Raw genomic sequence first — 22,230 nt, forward strand, 5'->3', positions numbered from 1 at the left:
TCTAGGGGGTCAGGGTGGTGGTCGTCGTCACCAGTTCGTCGCTCTGCGGGTAGGCGTGCCAGGTACGCCAGCGCAACGACGCCTCGCTGCCGGAGGTCAGGTGCAGCGCGGTGATCGCGAGCGGATCACCGGGGAAGGCGACGAGCAGCCCGCCGGTCGAGACGGATGTCTCATGGTGGATCGCGTCCACCCGGCGGGCCAGTTCGGCGCGAGGCAACGACTCGACGATCGAGTCGAAGCGGTAGTCGCCCACCCCAGGCAGAGGGTGCTCGGCATTGCCGGGAAGCCCGCCGGGGACCCCCGGCAGGCAGGCGACTGTTTCCACCAGTTCCCCGTCCGTCGACGCGGACCGGAGGACGACCTGGTGCGAGGCGCCGAGTACGCGGAGTTCGACCCCGAAGCCCGGCACCTCGACGGTGCGGGTGGCGAGGGGTTCGACCAACGAGTGGCTCAGGGTCCAGACCAGGTCGTCGGCCTTGGTGTCGACGAAAGGGGCGCTGATGCTCGCGCGCACGAGGGCATCAGCTCCCGGGGAAGATCGTGAAGGTGCCGGCCGCGACCTTCTCACCGGTGGCGACTTCCCAGCTGCCGTGGTCGAAGCGCTCGAAGGCCAGCAGCTTGCCGTTGTCGGACTCGTAGTCCGCGTAGTCCATACCGCCTTCGGCCTTGAGGCCGGTGGTGCCCTCGGACCGGTAGGAGCCGGAGCCCTTCTCCTCGAGCCGGTAGGTGACGCCCTCGAGCTCGATGCTCCTGCCCTGGGGGACCATCTCCAGGTCCGGGCGGCCGGTCCACAGGGCGAGCTCGACGTCCGGGTCGGCCTCCACCGAGAGCCAGCGCTTTCCGCCGTCGACCTCGAGGAAGTGCTCGGACCAGGTGTAGCCGCCCTCGGACAGGCGCAGGGTGCCGCGAACCCAGGTGCGTTCGGTGCCCCAGTCGATCATGTCCCCGGCCTTGATCCCGAGCGGGTCACCGGCGGTGTCCGTGGCGTTCGCTCCGGCGAAGGGGTCCTGGGGCGGCGGGGGAGGAGTGTCCTGCTTCTGCGAGCGCGAGCGCTGCGTGTAGATGAGGACTCCGATCACGATCCCAACGATGAGAATCAGCAGAAGGAGGAGTTCGGTCACCAGTGTTCCTCGTTTCGCGGTGAAGCACGGTTCTTGTACCCGGGAACGGGCCAGGGCAGCCTACTGCTCGGTGAGACGCCCGCTCGGGCGTTCTGGTTCCTGTTCCGGCAGGTTCGGCGGCGGGCATGAGCGCCCAGGGCCGGGGGTTTTCCGGACCTATCGGACTTGCCCCAGCCTAGGCGGTCGCCGCGGGGCTCAAAGCCCTGTCAGGACTTCGGGTCGCCGGTCTCCAGCGGGAGTGATTCGTCGCCGCCCCAACGGCTCCATGAACCGGGGTAGAGGCGCGTGTTGGTGAAGCCCGCGTGCTCCAGGGCGAGGAGGTCGTGGCAGGCGGTCACGCCGGACCCGCAGTAGGCGGTGACCGTGGTGGCGGACTCCGCGCCGAGGGCGGCGAAGCGCTCGCGGAGGGCCTCGGGAGCGGCGAGGAGGCCCTCGGGGGCGAGGTTGGCGGGCCATTCGGCGCTGCGGGCTCCGGGGATGTGGCCGGCGCGCGCGTCGACGGGTGCGGGCTGTTCGCCGGTGAAGCGGCCGTGGACGCGGGCGTCGAGGAGGAGGCGGTGCGGGTCGGAGAGCTCCTGCTGGAGGGCTTCGGTGCCGACCAGGCGGTCCGCGGGCCACGGGAGAGCGGTCCGGTGCACGGGCGCGGTGGTGGACTCGCCCTCTTCCAGGCCTTCGGTCCAGGTCTGGAGGCCGCCGTCGAGGATCGCGGCGGGGGTGCGCAGGGCGCGGAGCATCCAGACCAGGCGCGCGGCCACAGAGCCGCCCGCGTCGTCGTAGACGACTACGGAGGAGGTGTCGCCGATGCCGAGTCGGCCGAGGGTGCGGGCGAAGTCGGCCGCGGTCGGGAGGGGGTGGCGGCCGCCCTCGGCGCTGGCCGGCGCGGCCAGGTCCGCGTCCACGTCGGCGTGCACGGCGCCGGGGATGTGGCCGTTCAGGTAGGCCTCGCGGCCGGATCGGCCATCGAGGTACCAGCGGGAGTCGACGAGGACGACCTCGTCGCGGTGCTCACGGAGCCAGTCGGCCGAAACGGCGACCGGGAGGGACAGCGTCTGATCGGACATGGTCGTCATCCTAGTGACGGCGCCCGCCCGAGGGGCGGAAGGCGGCCAGGCCCAGGCCGGTGGCCAGCGGAACAGAGAACCAGAGCTGGTACCAGAACACCGATCCCAGGTCGGACCAGGGCATCGTGGCCACCGCCGCGGCGCCCACCACACCGATCGCGAAGGTCAGCACACTCCTGGACACCCGCAGTTCCAGTTGCGGCAGTCCGTCGAACAGCAGCCGCGCGGCGAGAATGCCCACTCCCAGTAGCCATAGGCAGAGGAAGATCTGGAGCCGTGCGGGTTCGGGCACGGCGGCGCCCCAAGCCCAGAGGGTGAGTCCGAGTCCGGCGAACAGGAGAACAGGTCCGCCTAACGCGGAGGGCCTGGTGGACGCGCGGTCGAGCGGTTGAGTGTGTACCTCCATATGGAGGTCAATGCCCGGTACGTCCCGACTTATGTCGTGGGGTCATCGATGGTGTGCGCGGTCCCTGCGATGGACGTGCAGAATCCACCAGAGCCCGAGGGGAGGCAGCAGCAGCGGAATGAACAAGTAACCGCTGCCGAAGTTCGACCACACGGTGTCGTCCGGGAACACCCCGGGCAGGAAAACGCTCAGGGCGCCCACCACGAGTACCCCGGCCATCTCCACGGAAACCGAGACCAACGCCACCATCCGCGAGGTGCGCCCCGCCCGGGCCAGGCCGACGGCGGCGACCAGGTAGATCACCCCGGCGAGCACGGACAGCCCGTACGCCAAGGGCGCCTCGTCGAACCGGGTCACCAGCTGGTAGCTCCCACGGGCGGTCGCCGCCAGGGCGAACACCGCGTACACAGCGACGAGCAGGCGCCCAGGGCCGGTGCGCAGAGTGCGGTCCGGAACGGTGGTGTCAGGCAACGGGGCTCCACAGCTGCTCGATGCGGACCAGCAGTACCGGCAGGATCAGGCACGCGAACGCGATGACCGCCGGGCCCCACTTGCTGCGCTCCATGAACCCCCACGCAGCGCACGCCGGCGGCAGCACTGCGACGGTCGCGAGGTACGACACGAACATGACCATCTCGTCCGGCCGTTCACCCCCGCCCATCGCCACAATCGTCGCGGCGACCTGTGCCAGCACCAGCAGCCACAGCACGGTCATGCCCACCAGGTGCGGTATCAGCATGGGCTGGTCGCGGAACGTGGAGATGAGGCACCACACGGCCATCCCCAACGACACCATCTGAATGGTCATGGTCAGCCAGTCGACCATGCCGCCTCCGCTCCGGTACTGCGCTACTCCGCGAATGTCCGCCCATGTCAGCGGAACGAGTCCAATAACGACATCCAGGAGGACGCCCAATACGACGCAGTGTAGTAGCTCCCTTGGCCGGTGTATGACTGGCCGCCGTGCGACGTCTGGCCGCCGTGCGAAGTCTGGCAGTCGAGACGGCAACCGACCGCCAGTCGAGACGGCAGCCGCAAGCTGAGCCAGTGCTCCGAGCACATGCGGCGATCGCGAACACCCACCCCGCCGGAGCCGAGCAGTTTGTGGCGCCACGGTCAGTTTGTGGCGCCACGGCGAGGCATTGTGCGCGGAGGCGGAGAAAGGCGGACAATGAAATCAGGCGGCGCTTGTTGTTCTGGCTTGAGGTTCCCTTCTTGGGTTGGGGATCCCTCCTTTCCCGCCGCCCGATTGTGGCCGTCTCCGCTACGCGCGTCAAGGTCGTCGCCATCGAGCGCTTCGCGCGTCATTGGCGCTCCACCTTGACACGCTTCGCTGCGACGGCGGGTTGGCGTCTATGGGAAAGAGGGGCCGGGTGGTTGAGGTCCGAGCCATTTCGGGCTTCGCCCGATAACTGCGTCGGCCTGGCGGCCGATGCCTGCCCCTGCGCCGGAGCGTTGACGCCTGGCGGTGTCGCGGCCGGTCAAGGTGTGCGGAGGACCACGAACAGCACGGCCTAGCGGCCGGGTGGGCCACTCCGCCGGAGCGTCGACGGGCCGGGTGTCGCGGCCGGTCAATGCGGGAGGCGAAAAACCCCAATGATCTTGCCCCTGTCTCCACCCTCGGCCGTCGAGAGTGGAGACAGGGGCAAGATCATCACCATTCTGGTGTACATATGCCCGCTTTGCCCAAGAATGCGCACAGGGGGTCGCTTCCCTTTCCCTGGAAGGCTTCTCGTTGGGGGATAGAAAGGCGGGTCGGGGTGGCCGGGTAAGGGTTTTATCACCCCGAGGATAGGTCCTTTCTATGCCTTTCTTGATATCCTTGAGTCATGGCTTCTTCTTTTGGGCAGTGCGGGAACACGGCGGGCAATACGCCCGCCGTGGCCGCCATGGGTGCTGCCCGGGGAAAGATCGCTTCGGAAATGGGCGAGGTGCCTCCGGCGGGTGCGGCCGGTCAGGTGCTGGATGTGATCTCGCAGGTGTGCGAGGACATGGAGCAGGCCCAGCTTGCGATGCTGCTGCGCCTGGCCCAGCTGGAGGCGGCTGGGACTCTGTTGGAGGCGGGTGGGCAGAGGTCGGTGCAGAACTGGCTGATCCACTCGGTGGGGATGGTCCCCGTTGAGGCCAACGGGCGCGCCGAGCTGGCCCGCCGGCTCTTCGCCCTGGAGCTGCCCGCCACCCGCCAGGGCTTGGACTCTGGGTTGTTGTCGATTGGAGAGGCGGTGGCGGTGTGCCGGGCCGCTGAGAGGGCGGTGGGGGCGCGCAACACCGGCCGCCACCCCAACGCCGGGGAGTTTCGGCAGATGATGGAGGCCGGGATCATGGCCGCCAAGGCCAAGGAACCGGCGATGTCGACCTCCCACATCGCCCGGCTGGGCCGGGAGCTGTTGGCCCAGTACAACCCGGCCGTGGTGGAAGAGCAGTACCAGGCCGCCTTCGACGCCCGGGGTGCACGCCTGGTGCGCACCTTTGATGCGACCTTCATGGTCGAGCTGTGGGGTCCGAGTGAGCACGCCGAGGAGATCCAGCGTGAGCTCAAGGCCCACGAGGTGGACTATGACCCCGAGAGGCTGCACGTATCGGCCTCCGAGCGGATGTATGACGCGTTCATGAACCTGGTCCGCTCCGCCTCCCACCCCACCAACCCCACCGGGGACGCTGAGGGCGCCGAGGCCGGCACCGGGGACAGCAAGGGCAAGGGCGGCACGGGTCGCAAGCGTGCTGCGGTGGCGATGATCAACATCATGGTGCCCCTGCCCACCTTCCTCGGCCTCCGAGGCGAGGACGGGGGTGCGGGTCCGGCCACCACCCAGGACGGGCAGGTGGTCTCTATGGCCGCGATCCGTGCACTGGCCCCCAACAGTGTGCTGCGCCGGATGATCACCTCCCCGAAGGGGGAGACGGTGTTGGACGTGGGCCGTACCCAGCGCAACGCCACGGGCGCTCTGCGGGATGCGGGGATGTTCGGTCACACCACCTGCGCCTGGTACCAGGGGTGCAACACCCCGGCCAGCGACTCCGAGGCCGACCACAAGAGGAGCTTCTCGGCCGGCGGGTCCACGAGCGCGGACAATATCCAGCCACTGTGCTCAGACCACAACCGGTTGAAGTACCGCCGGGAGACCAATCCGGAGCAGTCCGTCTGGCAGGGCCGCCCCTCTCACCGCAACCGGAACAACAACAACGACAAGGGTGGGGGCAAGGATCAGGACGGGGACCCCGACCCAGCCTCCACACCCACTCCCACTCCCACACCTGAGGAGCGGTAACTCCCCGCCAAGGCCCTACCGGCCCACGCCCCCACGCCCTGATGCCCTGGCGCCCTCCCGAGGGGTTCGCCGCACACCATGACCAGCCGCGACACCCGACCCGTCAACGCTCCGGCGCAGGGGCAGGCATCGGCCCCCAGGCCGAGGGGTCCGCCGCTCAGAATGACCGGCCGCGACACCGCCAGGCGTCAACGCTCCGGCGGCGTGGCAGGCATCGGCCGCCAGGCCGACGCAGTTGCCCGGCCGAAGGCCGGGACCGCTCGGACCTCAACCACCCGTCCCCCTTTCCCGATAGCCGCCAACCTGCCGTCGCAGCGGAGCGGGTCAAGGTGGAGCGCCGTTGATGCGCGAAGCGCTCGATGGCGACGACCTTGAGGCGCGTAGCGGAGACGGCCACAATCGGGCGGCGGGAAAGGGGGGAACCCCAGCCAGAGAGAACCCCCGAACCCCGGTACAGGGCTTTCCGCACCATCCCGAGCCTGGGGCCAGTCCCGGAGTCCGTGTTGCCAGTGGGTTCAGAACGGCCGGGGTTCAGAACGGCCGGGGTTCAGAACGGCCGGGGGTCAGAACGGCCAGTAGAAGACGTCGGCGGTCGCAGAGGTCACGTGCGCCTCCGCGTCACCGAACTGGGCTATCCGGATCCTCACCCGGCGACCCTCCGACAGGTTTCCTTTCCAGGAGTAGGTGAAGTGCGCCTTGCCACCAGCGTGCACGGGGCTGTCGAGGGGACGATTTCGCGCGATCTGCCAGCCGCCGTCCCCGTCAGGCTCGTACTCGGTTGCGCGGATCTGTACTTCAGAGCCGGGGGTGACGCCTTCCAGGATTACGCCGACGGACAGGTCGTAGTAGGCGCCGTCGGTCTCCTCCACCCCGACCAGGGCGTAGAACTCACCGGTCTCGTCGTCGTGCCGCCTGTCGAAGCGCAGGCTGGCCCACGTGCCCGGCTCCAGGTCCTGGCTGTCGTCCTTCTCGAACCTGCGGTGTCGGGGCATGTCGTCTCCTTCGATGCCGTCGGAGGGTTGCGTGAAGGTTCCGTCCTGGACCATCTGGTAGGCCCGGTCACCGGGACAGGACGTGGGGGTGAAATCGCGGTGCCCGAGCACGGTTCCCGCGATAGAGGCGTCGGATTCCATCAACCACTGCCGCAGAGCACGGACCGCGTTGATCTGCTCCGGGGTGATGCCGTCGTTCGGCCCGGTGGCCAAGGTGCAGGAGTAGTGCGAGGAGTTCCCTCCTGGCTGGGCCGCCTGGGTGCGGTACAGCCCGCGGCCCTCGATCACGTACCCGTGCGCGCAGGCCATGAAGGAGTTCCCGGTGAAGTACACCGTCCCCCGCCGCCGCGCCAGCCAGGTGCCGTTGGGCGTGGTCGGGCACCAGATGTGTCCGCCGTAGCGCTCTTCGGTGCGCGTGAGGTCGCCGGAGGGGAGCAGCGCGCGCTGATCGGGCTCCACTGACCAGCCGTCCTCCTGGCAGCGCAGGTGTACGGTCTGCCCGGCCAGGACAGCGGCGAACTGGAGAGCCTCCGCCGAGGCCCGGTCCCGGAGCCGACCCTGGTCCCAGTCCCAGTCCCGGTCTCGGCTCTGGTCCCGGTCCCGGTCCCGGTCCTTCTCCCAGCCCCCGTCCCGGAACCCGAAACGGCCGAGTAGCTGGGTGATCTGCGCAAGGGTGAGGGAACGCAGGAACTCGTGGTCGGGTGCGCCGCCGGTACCGGACCTCCAGCTCTCGGCCGTCTCCGCGACCAAGGAGTCGGGCCACTTGGGCTGGTCCGGCAGGTGGGCACAGGGCGCGGCGGTCCGGAAGAGGTCTTCCTCGTTGAGGGTGCCTGTGGTCGCCCAGACCTTGCTGAGTGCAGAAGCGTGGGCCGGTGTGCGTTCCACGGGCCAGCGGTGCTGACCGGTGGTGAGGGAGGAGTGCGCGCGCCCTTCCAAGCGGATGAGGGTGCGCTCGGTCGCGGGGAAGACGTTGACGGCCTGAACCGGCTGCCACTGGGACGTCCCGGTGCCGTGGTCGAGGGTGAGTACGGTGTCGCCTGCGCTGACCTGCCGGAACGAACGCCAGCCGTCCTCGGTGAGGATCTCGGTCTCCTCATCCGCGCAGTAGCCGATGTCCGCCCATCCCCGGGAGGGACCGGTGTGGAAGTCGCGGGTGTTGTTCCAGTAGGTGAGGCAGGCGGAGTGGTCTTGGTTGGGGAGCCCCTGGTCGGCGCTGTCGTAGTGGATCACGAGGCCGGACTGGGGATTGGCTTCGGAGGCCGGGGACGTACCCCAGCCCAGATCGGACCTGGACACGTAGTTGCTCGGTCGAGGCATACCTCCATTGTCCCCAGTGCGGACTTCTCTACGTGGCGATTCCGTGACAACGGGCGATAAGTGCCAAAGATGAGCTCTGTACCCCCCATTCGCCACCCGCTGCCCGACACGCTTCGCCCGGCACCCGGCACCCGGCACCCGGCACCCGGCACCCGGCACCGGGCGTCCGTGTGGCGGTGCGCGCACACCGCCGACCCGATGCGCCACGATGGGACCCCGACCCCACCCCTCGGAGGTGACCGGTGCGCTCCGCCCACACAGTCAGCGTCGTACGCGATGCCGAACAGGCCCTCATGGACAGGCTGCCCGAAGGCGCCCTCATGCGCCGCGCCGCTTTCGGTCTCGCCGTCCACTGCTCCCGCATGCTGCCCCGCGTCTACGGGTCCAGGGTGACCCTGCTGGTCGGCGGTGGTGACAACGGCGGCGACGCTCTCTTCGCGGGGGCGACCCTGGCCGCACGGGGCGCCTTCGTGCGCGCGGTGCTCGCCGGGAAGCGTGCCCACCCCGGCGGGCTGGCTGCGTTGCGCGCCGTCGGCGGCCGCGTCGTCCAGCTCGGGCAGTCCGACGACCCCGACCCCGACTCGTACCGGAACGCGGTCTCTGACGATGCCGAGTCGGCGCTCTTCGACACAGACCTCATCGTGGACGGGCTCCTCGGCATCGGCGGCCGGGGCGGCCTGCGCGAGCCCTTCGCCGCGCTGGCCGCGCTGGCCTCGAACTCTCCGGCGCCCGTGGTCGCGGTCGACCTCCCCAGCGGTGTGGACGCCGACACCGGGGAGGTGCCCGGGCACGCTGTGCGCGCCGACGACACCGTCACCTTCGGTACGTACAAACCCGGCCTGTTCGTCGATCCGGGGGCCGAGCGGGCCGGTCGGGTCCACCTCGTCGACATCGGGTTGGCCCCGGAGCTTCCCGGGGCGGGCCTGTCCTGTCCACAGGCTGTGGACATCGCGCGCCTCCTCCCCACCCCTTCGGCCGAGGACGACAAGTACCGCCGGGGAGTGCTCGCCGTTCGTGCCGGGTCCGACCAGTACCGCGGTGCCGCCGTCCTGTGCGTCGGGGGTGCCCTGCGCACCGGGGCGGGCATGGTGCGCTACGGGGGCGGCGAGGACGTCCTCGCGCAGGTGCTCGCGCGCTGGCCCGAAGCGGTCGGGGTGCACCTCGACCCGATGAGCAGCACGGACCTGGCCCCCGGGCGGGTTTCGGCCGCGGTGGCCGGCCCCGGCCGCGGCACGCACCCCGCCCACGGCGACGAGCTTCGGGCGCTGTTGGAGAGCGACTGCTCGGTGCTGCTCGACGCAGACGCGCTCACGCTGTTGGCGGACAGCGTGCCCCTCACCGATCTGGTACGCCGACGCACCGCGCACACCCTGCTCACCCCGCACGCCGGTGAGCTCTCCCGATTGCTGCCGAAGGCCGACCGCGCGGACATCGAGCAGCGCCGCCTCGAACACGCAGCCCACGCCGCTTCGCTGTACCACTCGACCGTGCTGCTGAAGGGCTCGACGACTGTGATCGCGCATCCCGGCGAGCCGGCGGTGGCCAACCCGACCGGTACCCCGCTGTTGGCTACGGCGGGTTCGGGAGACGTGCTTTCGGGGGTGGCGGGGGCTCTACTCGCGTCCGGGCTGCCCGCCCAGGAATCCGCCATGTGCGCCGCCTACCTGCACGGGCGTGCGGCGGTGCTCGCGCGGTCGGGGGCGCCGATCAGCGCGTCGGACCTCCTGGACGCGGTGCCGCTCGCGGTCGCGGAGGCTTCTGGAGCCGGAGAACGCCTCCGCGGTCGGCAACAGGATCGTGACGTGTGACCAGCCGAAACCAAGGTATAAAACGGACATTTGCTTCCTAGCTGATTGAGGACGACGATGTCCGCGGACGTGACCGAAAGCCCTCCGAGCCCGCCGAGTCTGTGGCGCCGCTACCTCGACTTCCCCCTGATCTGGAAAATGGCGATCGCCCTCGTCGTAGGCGTGGTGGTCGGCCTCACCGTCTCGGTGACCGACACCCAGTCCTGGGCCCTGCCGATCCTGGAACCGCTCGGGGAACTGTTCCTGAACCTGCTCCAGATGCTCGTCTTCCCGTTGATCGTCACGACCCTTATCGCGGGCGTGGTCTCGATCTCTCCGCAGCGGTTGGGCCGGATCGGGCTGAAGGTCTTCGTCTTCTACCTGGCGACCTCGGCACTGGCCGTCACGATCGGCCTGAGCGTGGCCCTGGCAATCTCCCCCGGGACCGGGCTGAGCATGCCGGACGACGGTGAGGAGGCGGCCGAAGCCCCGGCGATCTCCGAGACCCTGCTCAGCATCGTGCCCGCCAACCCGTTCGAGGCGCTGGTTGAGGGCAACGTCCTGGGCATCATGTTCACCGCCATCGCCTTCGGCCTGGCCCTGACCTTCATGGTCAACAGCAACGAACACCGAGTTCGGGAGATGGGGCTCTTCCTCCGCCGAGGCGTGGAAGGGGCCATGGAACTGGTGTTCCGTGTGGTCAAGGGGGTCTTGCAGTACGCCCCAGTCGGTGTGTTCGCGCTGATCGCCGTGGTCCTCGCGGAGACCGGTTTCGAGGCGATCGGCCCGCTGCTCCAACTCACCGGCGTGGTGTACGGGTCGATCATCGTCATGATCGCGATCTACGCTCTCCTGCTTATGCTCTTTCGGGCGCGCGTGGGGCGCTTCTTCGCCGAGGCCAAGGAGCCGATGGTCACGGCCTTCGTCACGCGTTCCAGTAACGGCACGCTGCCGGTCTCCACCCGGGCCGCGGACCGTATGGGCGTCAAGGAGGGTGTCTACGGTTTCACCCTCCCCCTCGGCGCGACCATCAATATGGACGGCACCGCGATCTACGTGGGCGCGGCGACCGTGTTCGTCGCCAACATCGCCGGGGTCGAACTCACCATCGCGCAGCTCGCCACGGTCGTCCTCACCGGTGTCCTCGCCTCGATCGGCACCGCAGGTGTTCCGGGCGCTGGTCTGATCATGCTGTCCATGGTGGTGACCTCCGTGGGGCTGCCGATGGCCCCGGTCGCCCTGGTCGCGGGTATCGACGCGCTCCTCGACATGGCTCGGACCATGTGCAACATCACCGGGGATCTGACGGGTACGCGCATCATCGCGGGGACGGAAGAGGAGATGTTCGAAGACCCCGATGCCCCGGCACGGGAGTCCTCGGAGCCGGATGCTCCCGAGGACCCCGGTGACCCCTCGGACGGGGAATCGGAGACTTCGTCGGCGCGCCCCGGAGACACGACTTGACCTGACCGACCTGACCCGGTCCGCGCCGTCACCCGTGGCGGCGCGGTTCCGCACTCCATCGGGTGCCCTCAGCCGAGCTTCCGGGCGGCGTCCAGGCCCAGCTGGACGATGTCCGTGATGAAGTAGTCGCCGGGGTCTCGGGAGTCGCGCAGCAGGTGCACCTTCGAGTCGTCGACCCACATGAACTCGGTGTGCTTCTCGGCCTCCAGGACCGGGGTGCTCAGGTCGCCGTCCACGCGGACCAGGTAGTCGACCTCGCGGCGGGTCAGGCCGTCCCCCGGGTCCCAGTCGAGCCGGTACAGCTCCGCGACCACGCCGGACAGGGTCCACCCGGTCTCCTCGCGGACCTCGCGGGCCAGGCCCTCGAGCATGCTCTCGCCGTCCTCGACGTGTCCGCCGACCACGTCCCAGCAGTGCGGGAACACCTTGCGGGTGGCCGAGCGGCGCTGTGCGAACACGTGCCCGGCACCGTCGGTGATCACCGCGCCGGCGACCCAGCGGTTGCCGTCGGCGGTGTCGGGGAACTCGATCCCGTCGGCGACGTCCACGTTCACTGTCATTCGCTCTTCCTCACTGGGTTTTCCGTGGCCTTCTCTTTGGCTGTGTCCCTGCGCCGGGGGAGGCGCAGGGTGAGCAGCTTGGCCCGGGGTGCGAGGCTCCCGGCGAGGTCGAACACGGCCTCGGTCCGGCTGTGGTCCTCGTCCAGCACCGAGAACAGGTTGACCCCCAGGTAGTAGGTGATCGCCGCGTACGCCACCTCCCGGGCGGGCAGCAGCTTCCCGAGCGGGGAGCCGCCGACCACACGCTCCCACTCGCCGGCGATGAAGTCGATCCACGGCTGTGCCCGCCGGTTGACCTCCGGGCGCAGGTCGGGTTTGGTGACCGCGGCAGCGACCAGTTCGGAGAACTCCGTGATGTAGCCGCGTTCCAGGTCGGTCCGGTAGATGCGGGTGGCGACCTCCACGAGCTCCTCCAGGGTGCGTGCCTCCCCGGCGAGCTCCTCGTACATGGCCATGCGCTCGGCGCTGGACCGGTCCAGCGCCGCCAGCAACAGCTGGTCGACCCCGCCGAAGTGGTAGAAGACCAGGGCCGAGTTGGCCTCGGCGCGGGTGGCGATCGCCCGGGCCGACGCTCCGACGTACCCCTCCTCGCGCAGGATCTCGCTCGCCGCCGTGAGCAGGCGGTCCTTGGTCTCGGCGCTGTTCTTGCGGCCTCCGCCGCCACTCCTCGCCATCGTCCTCCCTCTCGATCTTCCTTCATCATACGTTTTAATCGAGTGATTAAAACTTGTGCTTTAATCGTGGCATCGAAGCAGTGCGAAGGATCGTGCGACCAGAGGACCTTGCGACAAGGGAGTCCCCGCCATGACGCATTCACCCGAACCGGCCGACGCACCCGAACCGGCCCCGTACCGCCCCAGCCGCGCCCGCTGGATCCTGGCCGGGATCGTCCTCGCGGCATTCGGCGGCCTGCTCGCCGTGCGGGTCACCCAGTTCGGCGGCCTGGACCAGACCGCCCTGTTCTACGTCGGGCTGCCAGCGCTCCTGGCCCTGCTCGTCGTCCTGTGCGTCCGGGTCCGCAGCGCGCTCGGCGCCGCCATGGCCGTCACCACCCTGGCCCTGCTGCTGGCCGGGCCGCTGCTCGGGGAGGGCGTGGTCTGCCTGGTCATCTCCGCTCCGCTGATCTACGGCGTGGTCTCCCTGGTCACCTGGCTGGTGGTGACGGTGTTCCAGCTGGACCGGCGCAACCCGCACGCGCTGGTCGCGATCCCCGTCCTGTTCGCCCTCGCCATGGAGGGGGTCGGCGGGTTCTCGCTGCTGCCGCGTGAGAGCGCGGGCCGGGGTTCGGTGGTCGTCGACGCCGCCCCCGACCAGGTTGCCGACGCCCTCGCCGCCCCGCCCGAGTACGACGCACCGCGGGCCCTCTTCCTCACCGCCATCCCCTTCCCCCTGCCGCTGGAGGCCTCCGGGGAGGGCCTGGCTGAGGGCGATACCCGCGCCGTCGATTTCACCCCGCGCCGAACGCTCGCCTTCGGTGCCGAAGCCACCCCGCGCCACATGGAGCTGGCGGTCACGGAGAGCGAGATGCGCCCCGACGGCGGCCGGGTGGTCTTCGACGTCACCGACGACACCGCCTTCGACAACTGGATGGAGATGGACCGCGCCGTGGCCACCTGGGAGGAGACAGCGGAGGGGACCGTCATGACCTGGGAGATCGAGTACGAGCGCACCTACGACCCCTCCTGGTACTTCGGCCCGGTACAGGCCTACGCCACCGACCTGGCCGCCGAGTACCTCGCTGAGACCTTCGCTGAGGCGGCCCGGTGATCCCCGACGAACTGCCCGCCCTCCTCGTCCGGGGCCTGGGCCTCGCACTGCCGGTGGTGGCGCTCGTCGCCCTGTGCCTGTGGCGGACACCGGGGCAGCGGGAGACGGCGGCGATGATCGTGGCCTCCGGATGGGTGCTGCTCACCCTCATTCCGCTCAACCTGGTCGCCCAGCGGGAGGGGTGGTGGTCCTTCCACGCCGAGGGTGCCGTCTGGCAGGGCATCCCCGTCGACCTGCTGCTCGCCTGGGTCCTGCTGTGGGGTGCCCTGCCGGCTCTCATGCTCCGGTTCCTGCCGGTTCCCTTGGTGACGGTGCTGCTGGTGTGGTTGGACGTGATCCTCATGCCGCTGGGTGAGCCCGTGGTGGTGCTGGGCGGGTGGTGGCTGCTCGGCGAGATCCTCGGTGTCGCGCTGTGCCTGATCCCCGCCCTGATGCTGGCCTACTGGACCCGGCGCCGCCAGGCGGTGCACGCCCGGGTGTGGGCCCAAGCCGTGCTCGCCCTCGGGCTCATGGTCGTCCTGCCCCTGTACGTCCTGGCGACCGCGCCCGTCCCGGCCTTCGCGTCCGCCCCGGCCATGGCCGAATATCCGTGGGTTCCCTGGGCGGCGACACCGGAGGCCTTGGCCGTCGGTGCCCAGGTGGTCGCCCTGGTCTGCCTGCCGGGCCTGGCCGCGGCGCGTGAGTTCGCGGCGGTGGGCGGGGGCACCCCGCTGCCCTACGACCCGCCTGCCCGCTTGGTGACCAGCGGACCCTACGCCTACGTCCGCAACCCGATGCAGCTCACCGTCGTGCTGCTCTACCTGGTGCTCGGTGTCCTCCACCCGCCGCTGTCGCTGGGCGCGCTGGTGGCCCTCGGATATGCGGTGGGGTTCGCTTCCTGGCACGAGGGCGGGCAGTTGCGCGAGCACTTCGGGGAGGAGTGGGACGCCTACAGCACGGCTACGCGTCCATGGCTGCCGCGCTGGCGCCCGTGGGAGGGGCGGGCCCGGGGCACCCTCTACGTGGCGGTGGACTGCGGCATGTGCCGGGGATTGGGGAGCTGGGTGGCGGCGCGGAGGCCGACGGCGCTGGCCATGCGGCCGGCCGCGGAACACCCCGAGGTGCTGTACCGGCTCACCTACGAGAACGCGGAGGGGGTCCGGTGGAGCGGGGTGGCCGCCCTGGCACGGGCCATGGACCACCTCAACCTGGGGTGGGCGATGACCGGTTGGGCGCTGTCGCTGCCGGTGCTGCGCCACTTCGTCCAGCTGTGCACGGACGCGTTCGGCGCGGGCCCCCGTCCGTCGCGGACGGTCCCGAAAACCGCGGTACCGGTGCCCTCCCTGTCCGGGAACTGACACAGCCCCGTCCGGGAACTGACCCAGCTTCGCCCGGAAACCGGACTCCGGTGTCCAACGGCGGCCGCTAGGGCAGGACGCGCATGTTCCGCGGAAGCCCTTCGCCGTTATGCTCGTGCGGGGCCGCCCCAGTGCCGGACAACTCCGGACATGGACGGCCCCCGTGTACTCAGCCCCCCGGCACGAGGAAGTCCATGGAAGTACAGGCGATGCTCGCGCGCGACCTCGTGCTGCGTGTCTGTGCCGGAGCGACCGAGTTCGACCTCCAGTGGGTGCGGGACGGGGGGAAGGTCACCACGCCCTTCTCCGTTCCGCGCGACCGCAACCTGATCCGCGGGATCGTCGAGGCCGGACGGGCGATGGGCGTCGACCGCCTTCTCGTCTGCCGCACCCGGGCCGAGTTCTCCTACGATCCGGTCACTGAGGTGCCCCTCGACACGGACACCCTCATCGCCCTGATCCGCGGCTGGGGGCCCAAGCCCACCGACTTCCTCGTCTGCGTCGAGGACTTCTCCGCCGCCGTCCTGGTCGCGTCCAACGAACTCACCGTCGCCGCGGGGCCCGCGGACTTCGTCCGGGAGATCGTCGGGCCGGACATCCCGCAGGCCCGAGCGGACTTCGCCCGCAAGGCGCTGGAGAGCAACCGGTCCGAACTGGTCCGGGCCGCCCAGCACTACAACTGCGTCGAACCCGGGGCACGCCACGCGCGCGTCCCCCGGGGGCCCGGGCCCGACCTGGCCGAACGCGTCTCCCGCTGGGCCGAACGCGCCCGTGAACGCTCCCCGGGGCCGGTGCGGTTCGGCCGCGGGCTGCGGGGCCTGTGGGGCTGGCTCATGCTCGGCGTGCTGCTCCTCGTGCCCCTTGCGGCCCCGGAACTCGGCATCGCCCTGCCCGCCCTGATGCTCACCTACCTGCTGCTGTTCCAGCTGGCCCTGCTGGCCCGCTCCAGAACCGTCTCCTTCGCGACGCTCCTCCGGGTCACCGCCCTAGGCGCCCTCCTGCTGTGGCCGATCGCCCTCGTCTCCGCCCTGGTCAGCGGTGCCCTCGGCCTCGACACCGGTGACGTGTTCAGCCGGACCTATGTCGCGGTAACCGTCGAGGAGCTGGGCAAACTCACGCCGCTCCTGCTCTTCGTGCTGATCGCCCGGCGCAGGATGCGCCGCCTGTCAGCCGTCGACTTCCTCCTGCTGGCCGCGGCCTCCGGGGCCGGTTTCCAGTTGGCCGAACAGCTCCTCACCGACATCGCCTTCCCCCTGGCCGACGGGGGAGAGGGCACGGGCCTGATCCTGCCCGGCGGGGAGGTCGGGCCGGGGCTGGACGGAGTCGCGCCCGTGGTCTTCGCGGGGCACGCCGTGGTCACCGGACTGATCGGCGCCACGCTCGGCCTGGCCGTTGTCGGCCGCCGCTACGGAAGCTGGCTCTGGCTGCTGCCGGTGCTCGCCACCGGACTGGTGTACCTCGACCACCTCCACCTGAACGCCCAGACGGACGCGCACAGCCTGGACCCCGTCTCCACCTTCGTGCACGGTGCGCTCGGCGGCGGCTCGCTCACCCCGTGGCTGCTGCTGCTCGCCCTGCTCTTCGCGGTGGCCATGGACTACCGGGTGATCGGCGGCGCCGCGGAGACCACGCCGCCGCTCCCCGGCCGCGCGCCCCTGCCGAGGCTGCGCCGCTGGGCGCACGGAAAGTCGGTCTCCATGCGGGTCCGCGTGCCCGCCGACATCGCGCCGCTGTTCCGCCGTATCGCGCTCTCTTGGGTGGACCTGCCCGTCACCCTCACCATGACGTTCACCGCGATCGTGCACGAGCTCGCCACTGCCACGATGGCGGCCAAACAGGGGCCGGCCGCGCTCTGCGACACCCTGCGCTTCCTCCGCTGGCGCCGGGCCAACGCGATGGGTGAGGCCCGCTCCGATAGCGGGAGCTGGCGCCGCTACCCCTCCCAGGAGGAGCTCACCGGCAGCTCCCGCGAGCTCGCCCGCCGCATCGGCCTCGCGGGTACCGGCGGCATCGTCATCGCCGCGGCCGGGCTGCTCACCCTTACGGGTGCCACGCTCGCCCTGCCGGGGGCCTCGCCCGCCCCGGACCCCGGCGCGGGCCCCGCCTACGCCGTGCACGCCGTCGAGGTCTTCCAGAACTGGATCGCCGAGGCCGACACCGCCACCGTCACGTGGGCGGCCCTCACCGCCTCGGCCCTGCTCAGCCTCCTCAGCATGGGCAACGGTGTCCCGCACGCACACCCCAGGATGGGCGAGTTCCTGAGGTCCCCCACCGCCAACACGGGCGCCATCCTCGGCATGCTCGCCCCCGGCCAGGTGGGCTACGCACTCCTCGGCCTCGCCGGAACCCTGTTGCCCCGGAAGGTGAACCGCCTGATCAGCCGCTGACCGCCAGGATCGACCGGGCTCGGGCGATGACGGGGGCGTCGACCATGCCTCCCTCGAAACCGAAGGCACCGCCCCGCGAGGCCGCCGCGGACAGGACACGGCTGGCCCAGGCGATCTCCCCTTCGGTGGGCCGGAAGGCGGACCTGACCGCCGGGACCTGCTTGGGATGGACGCACGCCTTGGCGTCGAAGCCCGCGTTGGCCGCCTCGACGGCCTCCGCGCTGAGTCCGGACTCGTCGTCGGTGTCCACGTACACCGTGTCGATCGCGGGCAGGCCCGCCGCGCGGGCGGCGAGCAGCACCGTCCACCGGGCATGGTCGAGCACGGGAAGCCGTCCCCGTCCGTTGCCGGTACGGCCGCCGAGGTCGGCCAGCAGGTCCTCACCGCCCCACATCAGCCCCGCACAGTTGGCCGCTTGGGCGATCGCGGGCGCTGCCAGGATCCCCGCGGCGGTCTCGCACAGGGCGATGACCGGCCGCGGCCTCAGTATTTCCACCTCGTCCCGGGAGGCGGTCATCGGCAGCATCACGACGGCCTCGGGAAAGTCGATGAGGGCGCGCAGGTCCTCCGTGTGCCAAGGCGTCGAGGCGGCATTGACGCGGACGATGACCCGGCCGGTCCCCAGGGTGTCGAGGGCTTCCAGCGCGTGGCGGCGCCCGATGCCCTTGTCGTCCGGTGCGACGGCGTCCTCCAGGTCGACGATCACCGCGTCCGCCGCTTCGGCGGCCTTGCGGACGCGATCGGGCCGGGTGGCCGGGCAGAACAGCGGCGCTGGGCCCGGGAGCGCGGTCTGCTCGGTCACGGTTCGGTCTTGCCTGTTCGACTCGGTCATGGAGACTCCTCAGACGTCGTGCCCGGACCCGGTCGCCGCGGCGCCGGACCGGTAGGCGCGGTGGGGGTCAGGGCGCGAGGACGGCGGACCCGCGGATGGCCTTGGGGCCACCCTCGGCCGCGGCGGACAGCACGAGGTCGCCACCGTCTCCGGTGTTCCCGTGAGCGACGACGCGCTGTCCCGAGAAAACCGGTGTGACCAGGCGGAACTCGAACGACTCCACGGTCCGGTCCGGGTGGAACCGGCGGGGGACCTCCATCAGGAGCAGTGCCAGGAGGGGGCCGTGCACGACCAGGCCGGGGTAACCCTCCACGTCCGTGCAGTAGGGGAGGTCGTAGTGGATGCGGTGGGTGTTGTAGGTCAGGGCGCTCACGCGGAACAGCAGGGCGGGGTCGGTGTCCAGGGTGATGCGTGTTCCGCCCTGCGCCGCCCCGTCGGACGGCTCCGCCGGGGCCTCCGTGGCCGCGGCGGAGGGCGGGGACGCCTCGGGCCGCCGTGTGGCGGGTTGGGAACGGTAGACGATGTCCTGGTCCTCGACCAGGAGGACCCGGTCACCTCGAAAGAACTCGGAGCGCACGGTCACGAAGACCATCTCCCCGCTGCGCCCCTGCTTGACCCGCACCTGCTGGAGCGCCGACCTGCGGGTGACCTCGTCCCCGATGCGGATCGGGGCGTGCCAGCGCACCCGGGAGCCCGCGAACATGCGGCGCCGGTCCGGGACGGGCGGGAGGAAGGCGCCGTCGGAGGGGTGCCCGTCCTCACCGAGGGCCGAGCGGGTGGGGTGGTCCAGGAGGTGGAACCAGTGCCACATCGGGGGCAGGGCATCGCCCCGCTTGAGGCTCATCGGGAGGTCGAGCGCGTGGGAGAACGCTTCGGCGGGCCACGCGTCGATGGTCCCGGTCACGCTCATGGGCGCGGGATCCCAGCCTTCGACGGCCGTGCTCAGCAGGGACATGGGACTCCTTGGGTCGGCGGGCTCAGGCCCCGGGGCGCGGGGTGATGTGCAGGGTCGGGGAGGCGATGGGCGCGAAGAAGTCGTTTCCCTTGTCGTCGATGACCACGAACGCGGGGAAGTCCTCGACGCGGATCCGCCACACGGCCTCCATACCGAGGTCGGAGTGGTCCAGGACCTGGACGTCGCGGATGCACTCCTCGGCCAGCCTCGCGGCGGGGCCGCCGACGGAGCCCAGGTAGAAGCCGCCGTACTTGCGGCAGGCGTTCACCACCGAGTCCGAGCGGTTGCCCTTGGCCAGCATGACCAGGGATCCGCCGGCGCGCTGGAACTGTTCGACGTAGCCGTCCATGCGTCCGGCCGTGGTCGGTCCGAAGGAGCCGGACGGCCGCCCGCTCGGGGTCTTGGCCGGGCCGGCGTAGTAGACGGGGTGGTCGCGCAGGTACGAGGGCATCGGCTCGCCCCGTTCCAGTGCGTCCCGGACGCGGGCGTGCGCGATGTCGCGGGCCACCACGATGGTGCCGCTCAGCTGGACGCGGGTGCCGACGGCGACACCGGAGAGCTGGGAGCGGATGCCCTCCATCGGGCGGTCCAGGTCCACGTGCACCGCGTCCTCGGAAAGCCGTTCGTCGGAGACCGGCGGCTGGAACCGGGCCGGGTCGGTCTCCAACCGCTCCAGGAACGCGCCTTCCGGTGTGATCACGGCCTTGGCCTGGCGGTCGGCCGAGCAGGAGACGGCCAGGGCGATCGGCAGGGAGCCGCCGTGGCGGGGCAGGCGCACCACGCGCACGTCGTGGCAGAAGTACTTGCCGCCGAACTGGGCCCCGTAACCGATCTGCCTGGTCAGCTCGTGTACGCGCCGCTCGAAGTCGCGGTCGCGGAAACCGTGCCCCAGGGATGAGCCCTGCTCGGGCAGCGAGTCGAGCTGGCGGGTGGAGGCCAGCTTCGCCGTCGTGAGCGCCTGGTCCGCGCTCGAACCGCCCACGACGATCGCCAGGTGGTAGGGCGGGCAGGCCGCGGTCCCCAGCGAGCGGAGCCGGTCCTCCAGGAAGGCGAGCATGCGCTCTTCCGCGAGCACGGCCTTGCTCTCCTGGTAGAGGAAGGTCTTGTTCGCGCTGCCGCCGCCCTTGGCCATGAACAGCAGCTCGTACCGGGGCTCGTTGCCCGGCAGGAGCTTGACGTCGATCTGCGCCGGCAGGTTGGTGCCTGTGTTGACCTCGTCCCACATGGTCAGCGGGGCCATCTGCGAATAGCGGAGGTTGAGGCTGGAGTAGGCGTCGTACACCCCGCCCGCGATCTGCCGGTGGTCGTCCCCGTCGGTCAGCACCGCGTTGCTGCGCTGGCCGATGACGACGGCGGTTCCGGTGTCCTGGCACATCGGGAGCACGCCCCCGGCCGCGACCGCGGCGTTGCGCAGCAGGTCGGAGGCGACGAAGCGGTCGTTTCCGCTCGCCTCGGGGTCGTCGACGATGGTGCGCAGCTGCGCGAGGTGGGAGGGGCGCAACAGGTGGGCCATGTCCTCCATAGCCTGCCGGGTCAGGTTCCGCAGCGCCGGTGGCGCGACGTCGAGGACGGGTCGGCCGGAGTGGTGGTGGGTCCGGATGCCCTCGGTCGCCACGAGGCGGTACTCCGTGGTGTCCGGTCCCAGGGGGAGCGGGTCGGTGTAGGGGATCTCCGCCATCACGCCCTCCCCGGTCCGGCGGTCCCCGAGGGCGCGGCGCCGGTGGTGGGAGGGGTAGCGGGGACGGCAGGCGCGGCGAGTTCGGCGCGGATGGCGTCGGTGTGCTCGCCCAGCGCGGGGACGGGGCCCATCTCGGGCTCCACACCGCCGGGCGTCACCGGTGGGAGCAGGGCGCGAACCGGGCCGGCCGGGGTGTCGACCTCGCGCCAGCGGTCCCGCGCCGCGAGCTGGGGGTGGTCGGCGAACTCGGCCATGGTGCGCAGGCGGGCGTTGGCGATCCCGGCTTCGTCCAGCCGTTTGGCGGCCCCGTCCGCGGTCAGGTCGGCGAAGGCCGACTCGACGGCCCGGGTGACCCGGTCCTGGTTGCGCACCCGGTCGCTGTTGGTCGCGAAGGCGGGTTCGGTCGCCAGCTCCGGTCGGCCGAGTACCCGCGTGCACAGCGAGCGCCACTCCGGGTCGTTCTGCACCGCGAGGAACACGTCGGAGCCGTCACCCGCACGGAAGGGCCCGTACGGGGCGATGGACGCGTGGCGCGCGCCGCTGCGCTTGGGCGGTGTGCCCCCGTGGTTGGCGTAGTAGTACGGGTAGCCCATCCACTCGCCGAGTGCGTCGAGCATGGCGACGTCGACGTGGGTTCCCGTCCCCGTGGCCACGCGCTCGTACAGGGCGGCGAGGATCCCCGAGAAGGCGTACATGCCCGCGGAGATGTCGGCGATCGACACGCCCGTCTTGGCGGGTTCGTCCTCGGAGCCGGTGATCGACAGGAGCCCCGCCTCGCACTGGATGAGCAGGTCGTAGGCCTTCTTGTCGCGGTAGGGGCCCTCCGGTCCGTATCCGGAGATCTGGCAGGTGACCAGCCGCGGATTGCGGGCGCGGAGCTGGTCGGCGCCGAACCCCGCCCTCTCGGCGGCACCGGGCGCCAGGTTCTGCACGAACACGTCGGCGCGCTCGACGAGGCCCCTCAACAGCTCGGCGTCCTCAGGGTCCTTGATGTCCAGGGCGAGGCTCTCCTTGCCCCGGTTGGTCCACACGAAGTGGCTCGACATCCCGTTGACGGTGGTGTCGTAGCCGCGTGCGAAATCTCCCGACCCGGGGCGCTCCACCTTGATCACCCGGGCGCCGAGGTCGGCGAGCTGCCGGGTCGCGAAGGGGGCCGCGACCGCCTGTTCGATCGAGACGACGGTGACACCGTCCAGTGCCGGCATGGGGTTGACTCCTCCAACGTCGCCGAGCTGAGCTGGTGCCAGGGAGAATAATTTATAAAGAACAAAATGCCAAGGTGCGCTAGCCTGAGGAC

At 70.6% G+C, this 22,230-nt stretch carries 19 protein-coding genes; 6 read left to right on the forward strand and 13 right to left on the reverse strand.

From position 1 onward, the window contains the following. Position 1 precedes the first annotated feature (1 nt). From ACYVDG_RS07625 to ACYVDG_RS07650, 6 genes are all read right to left on the reverse strand, one after another. Positions 2-514 carry a DUF2617 family protein gene (locus tag ACYVDG_RS07625; RefSeq protein ID WP_460747697.1) on the reverse strand — a complete coding sequence of 171 codons (513 nt, stop codon included), beginning with the start codon at positions 512-514 and terminating at the stop codon, positions 2-4. A 7-nt stretch (positions 515-521) separates the two neighbouring features. Next, on the reverse strand, positions 522-1,121 hold the full coding sequence (locus tag ACYVDG_RS07630) for a DUF4178 domain-containing protein (RefSeq protein ID WP_460747698.1): 600 nt from the start codon (positions 1,119-1,121) through the stop codon (positions 522-524). 206 nt (positions 1,122-1,327) lie between these two features. Then, positions 1,328-2,182: a sulfurtransferase gene (locus ACYVDG_RS07635; protein WP_460747699.1), complete on the reverse strand. Its 855-nt coding sequence runs from the start codon at positions 2,180-2,182 to the stop codon at positions 1,328-1,330. A gap of 10 nt (positions 2,183-2,192) precedes the next feature. After that, positions 2,193-2,474 (reverse strand): hypothetical protein, encoded by a 282-nt coding sequence (locus tag ACYVDG_RS07640; RefSeq protein WP_460747700.1) that lies wholly within the window; start codon positions 2,472-2,474, stop codon positions 2,193-2,195. 156 nt (positions 2,475-2,630) lie between these two features. Further along, complete coding sequence (locus tag ACYVDG_RS07645) at positions 2,631-3,059, reverse strand: hypothetical protein (protein ID WP_460747701.1); 429 nt, start codon at positions 3,057-3,059, stop codon at positions 2,631-2,633. Next, positions 3,052-3,414 carry a hypothetical protein gene (locus ACYVDG_RS07650; RefSeq protein WP_460747702.1) on the reverse strand — a complete coding sequence of 121 codons (363 nt, stop codon included), beginning with the start codon at positions 3,412-3,414 and terminating at the stop codon, positions 3,052-3,054. The genes ACYVDG_RS07645 and ACYVDG_RS07650 overlap by 8 nt, the downstream gene beginning before the upstream one ends. Before the next feature lie 1,003 nt (positions 3,415-4,417). On the opposite strand from ACYVDG_RS07650, the gene ACYVDG_RS07655 reads away from it, so the two are divergent. Continuing rightward, complete coding sequence (locus ACYVDG_RS07655) at positions 4,418-5,857, forward strand: HNH endonuclease signature motif containing protein (RefSeq protein ID WP_460747703.1); 1,440 nt, start codon at positions 4,418-4,420, stop codon at positions 5,855-5,857. Between the two features lie 563 nt (positions 5,858-6,420). Here ACYVDG_RS07655 and ACYVDG_RS07660 read toward each other — a convergent pair. Beyond that, positions 6,421-8,166 (reverse strand): N-acetylmuramoyl-L-alanine amidase, encoded by a 1,746-nt coding sequence (locus ACYVDG_RS07660; RefSeq protein WP_460747704.1) that lies wholly within the window; start codon positions 8,164-8,166, stop codon positions 6,421-6,423. A gap of 242 nt (positions 8,167-8,408) precedes the next feature. On the opposite strand from ACYVDG_RS07660, the gene ACYVDG_RS07665 reads away from it, so the two are divergent. Together ACYVDG_RS07665 and ACYVDG_RS07670 are read left to right on the forward strand one after the other, a co-directional pair. After that, a complete protein-coding gene (locus tag ACYVDG_RS07665) occupies positions 8,409-9,974 on the forward strand; it encodes an NAD(P)H-hydrate dehydratase (RefSeq protein WP_460747705.1) in 1,566 nt (521 codons plus the stop codon). A 57-nt stretch (positions 9,975-10,031) separates the two neighbouring features. After that, the gene (locus ACYVDG_RS07670; protein ID WP_460747706.1) at positions 10,032-11,417 is read left to right on the forward strand and encodes a dicarboxylate/amino acid:cation symporter; all 1,386 of its coding nucleotides are present in this window, start codon (positions 10,032-10,034) and stop codon (positions 11,415-11,417) included. Positions 11,418-11,485: 68 nt separating this feature from the next. On the opposite strand, the gene ACYVDG_RS07675 is transcribed toward ACYVDG_RS07670, so the two are convergent. Then, positions 11,486-11,977, reverse strand: a complete 492-nt coding sequence (locus ACYVDG_RS07675; RefSeq protein ID WP_460747708.1) for an NUDIX hydrolase — start codon at positions 11,975-11,977, stop codon at positions 11,486-11,488. After that, positions 11,974-12,651: a TetR/AcrR family transcriptional regulator gene (locus tag ACYVDG_RS07680; RefSeq protein ID WP_460747709.1), complete on the reverse strand. Its 678-nt coding sequence runs from the start codon at positions 12,649-12,651 to the stop codon at positions 11,974-11,976. Before ACYVDG_RS07680 ends, ACYVDG_RS07675 begins: the two co-directional genes overlap by 4 nt. Positions 12,652-12,781: 130 nt before the next feature. Between ACYVDG_RS07680 and ACYVDG_RS07685 the strand changes: the two genes are divergently transcribed. The 3 genes from ACYVDG_RS07685 (at position 12,782) to ACYVDG_RS07695 (ending at position 17,468) form a co-directional block, all read left to right on the forward strand. After that, the gene (locus tag ACYVDG_RS07685) at positions 12,782-13,744 is read left to right on the forward strand and encodes a hypothetical protein (RefSeq protein ID WP_460747710.1); all 963 of its coding nucleotides are present in this window, start codon (positions 12,782-12,784) and stop codon (positions 13,742-13,744) included. Next, positions 13,741-15,081: a methyltransferase family protein gene (locus ACYVDG_RS07690; RefSeq protein WP_460747711.1), complete on the forward strand. Its 1,341-nt coding sequence runs from the start codon at positions 13,741-13,743 to the stop codon at positions 15,079-15,081. Before ACYVDG_RS07685 ends, ACYVDG_RS07690 begins: the two co-directional genes overlap by 4 nt. Before the next feature lie 194 nt (positions 15,082-15,275). Next, positions 15,276-17,468: a PrsW family glutamic-type intramembrane protease gene (locus tag ACYVDG_RS07695; protein ID WP_460747712.1), complete on the forward strand. Its 2,193-nt coding sequence runs from the start codon at positions 15,276-15,278 to the stop codon at positions 17,466-17,468. Here ACYVDG_RS07695 and ACYVDG_RS07700 read toward each other — a convergent pair. From ACYVDG_RS07700 to ACYVDG_RS07715, 4 genes are all read right to left on the reverse strand, one after another. Beyond that, positions 17,458-18,300 (reverse strand): HpcH/HpaI aldolase/citrate lyase family protein, encoded by an 843-nt coding sequence (locus ACYVDG_RS07700; RefSeq protein ID WP_460747713.1) that lies wholly within the window; start codon positions 18,298-18,300, stop codon positions 17,458-17,460. The genes ACYVDG_RS07695 and ACYVDG_RS07700 overlap by 11 nt on opposite strands. 67 nt (positions 18,301-18,367) lie before the next feature. Beyond that, a complete protein-coding gene (locus tag ACYVDG_RS07705) occupies positions 18,368-19,255 on the reverse strand; it encodes an HTD2 family dehydratase (protein WP_460747714.1) in 888 nt (295 codons plus the stop codon). Between the two features lie 22 nt (positions 19,256-19,277). Continuing rightward, positions 19,278-20,933, reverse strand: coding sequence for a FumA C-terminus/TtdB family hydratase beta subunit (locus ACYVDG_RS07710; RefSeq protein WP_460747715.1), 1,656 nt, complete (start codon positions 20,931-20,933; stop codon positions 19,278-19,280). Continuing rightward, positions 20,933-22,138, reverse strand: a complete 1,206-nt coding sequence (locus tag ACYVDG_RS07715; protein ID WP_460747716.1) for a CaiB/BaiF CoA transferase family protein — start codon at positions 22,136-22,138, stop codon at positions 20,933-20,935. Before ACYVDG_RS07715 ends, ACYVDG_RS07710 begins: the two co-directional genes overlap by 1 nt. Positions 22,139-22,230 lie beyond the last annotated feature (92 nt).

This window comes from Nocardiopsis oceani (assembly GCF_054777395.1).

Excerpts from the sequence above, each read along its gene's own strand:
- ACYVDG_RS07635 (WP_460747699.1), bottom strand. The coding sequence starts at position 2,182 with ATGTCCGATCAGACGCTGTCCCTCCCGGTCGCCGTTTCGGCCGACTGG.
- ACYVDG_RS07710 (WP_460747715.1), bottom strand. The coding sequence starts at position 20,933 with ATGGCGGAGATCCCCTACACCGACCCGCTCCCCCTGGGACCGGACACC.
- ACYVDG_RS07695 (WP_460747712.1), top strand. The coding sequence starts at position 15,276 with ATGGAAGTACAGGCGATGCTCGCGCGCGACCTCGTGCTGCGTGTCTGT.
- ACYVDG_RS07680 (WP_460747709.1), bottom strand. The coding sequence starts at position 12,651 with ATGGCGAGGAGTGGCGGCGGAGGCCGCAAGAACAGCGCCGAGACCAAG.
- ACYVDG_RS07685 (WP_460747710.1), top strand. The coding sequence starts at position 12,782 with ATGACGCATTCACCCGAACCGGCCGACGCACCCGAACCGGCCCCGTAC.
- ACYVDG_RS07700 (WP_460747713.1), bottom strand. The coding sequence starts at position 18,300 with ATGACCGAGTCGAACAGGCAAGACCGAACCGTGACCGAGCAGACCGCG.
- ACYVDG_RS07675 (WP_460747708.1), bottom strand. The coding sequence starts at position 11,977 with ATGACAGTGAACGTGGACGTCGCCGACGGGATCGAGTTCCCCGACACC.
- ACYVDG_RS07670 (WP_460747706.1), top strand. The coding sequence starts at position 10,032 with ATGTCCGCGGACGTGACCGAAAGCCCTCCGAGCCCGCCGAGTCTGTGG.
- ACYVDG_RS07705 (WP_460747714.1), bottom strand. The coding sequence starts at position 19,255 with ATGTCCCTGCTGAGCACGGCCGTCGAAGGCTGGGATCCCGCGCCCATG.
- ACYVDG_RS07650 (WP_460747702.1), bottom strand. The coding sequence starts at position 3,414 with ATGGTCGACTGGCTGACCATGACCATTCAGATGGTGTCGTTGGGGATG.
- ACYVDG_RS07660 (WP_460747704.1), bottom strand. The coding sequence starts at position 8,166 with ATGCCTCGACCGAGCAACTACGTGTCCAGGTCCGATCTGGGCTGGGGT.
- ACYVDG_RS07655 (WP_460747703.1), top strand. The coding sequence starts at position 4,418 with ATGGCTTCTTCTTTTGGGCAGTGCGGGAACACGGCGGGCAATACGCCC.
- ACYVDG_RS07715 (WP_460747716.1), bottom strand. The coding sequence starts at position 22,138 with ATGCCGGCACTGGACGGTGTCACCGTCGTCTCGATCGAACAGGCGGTC.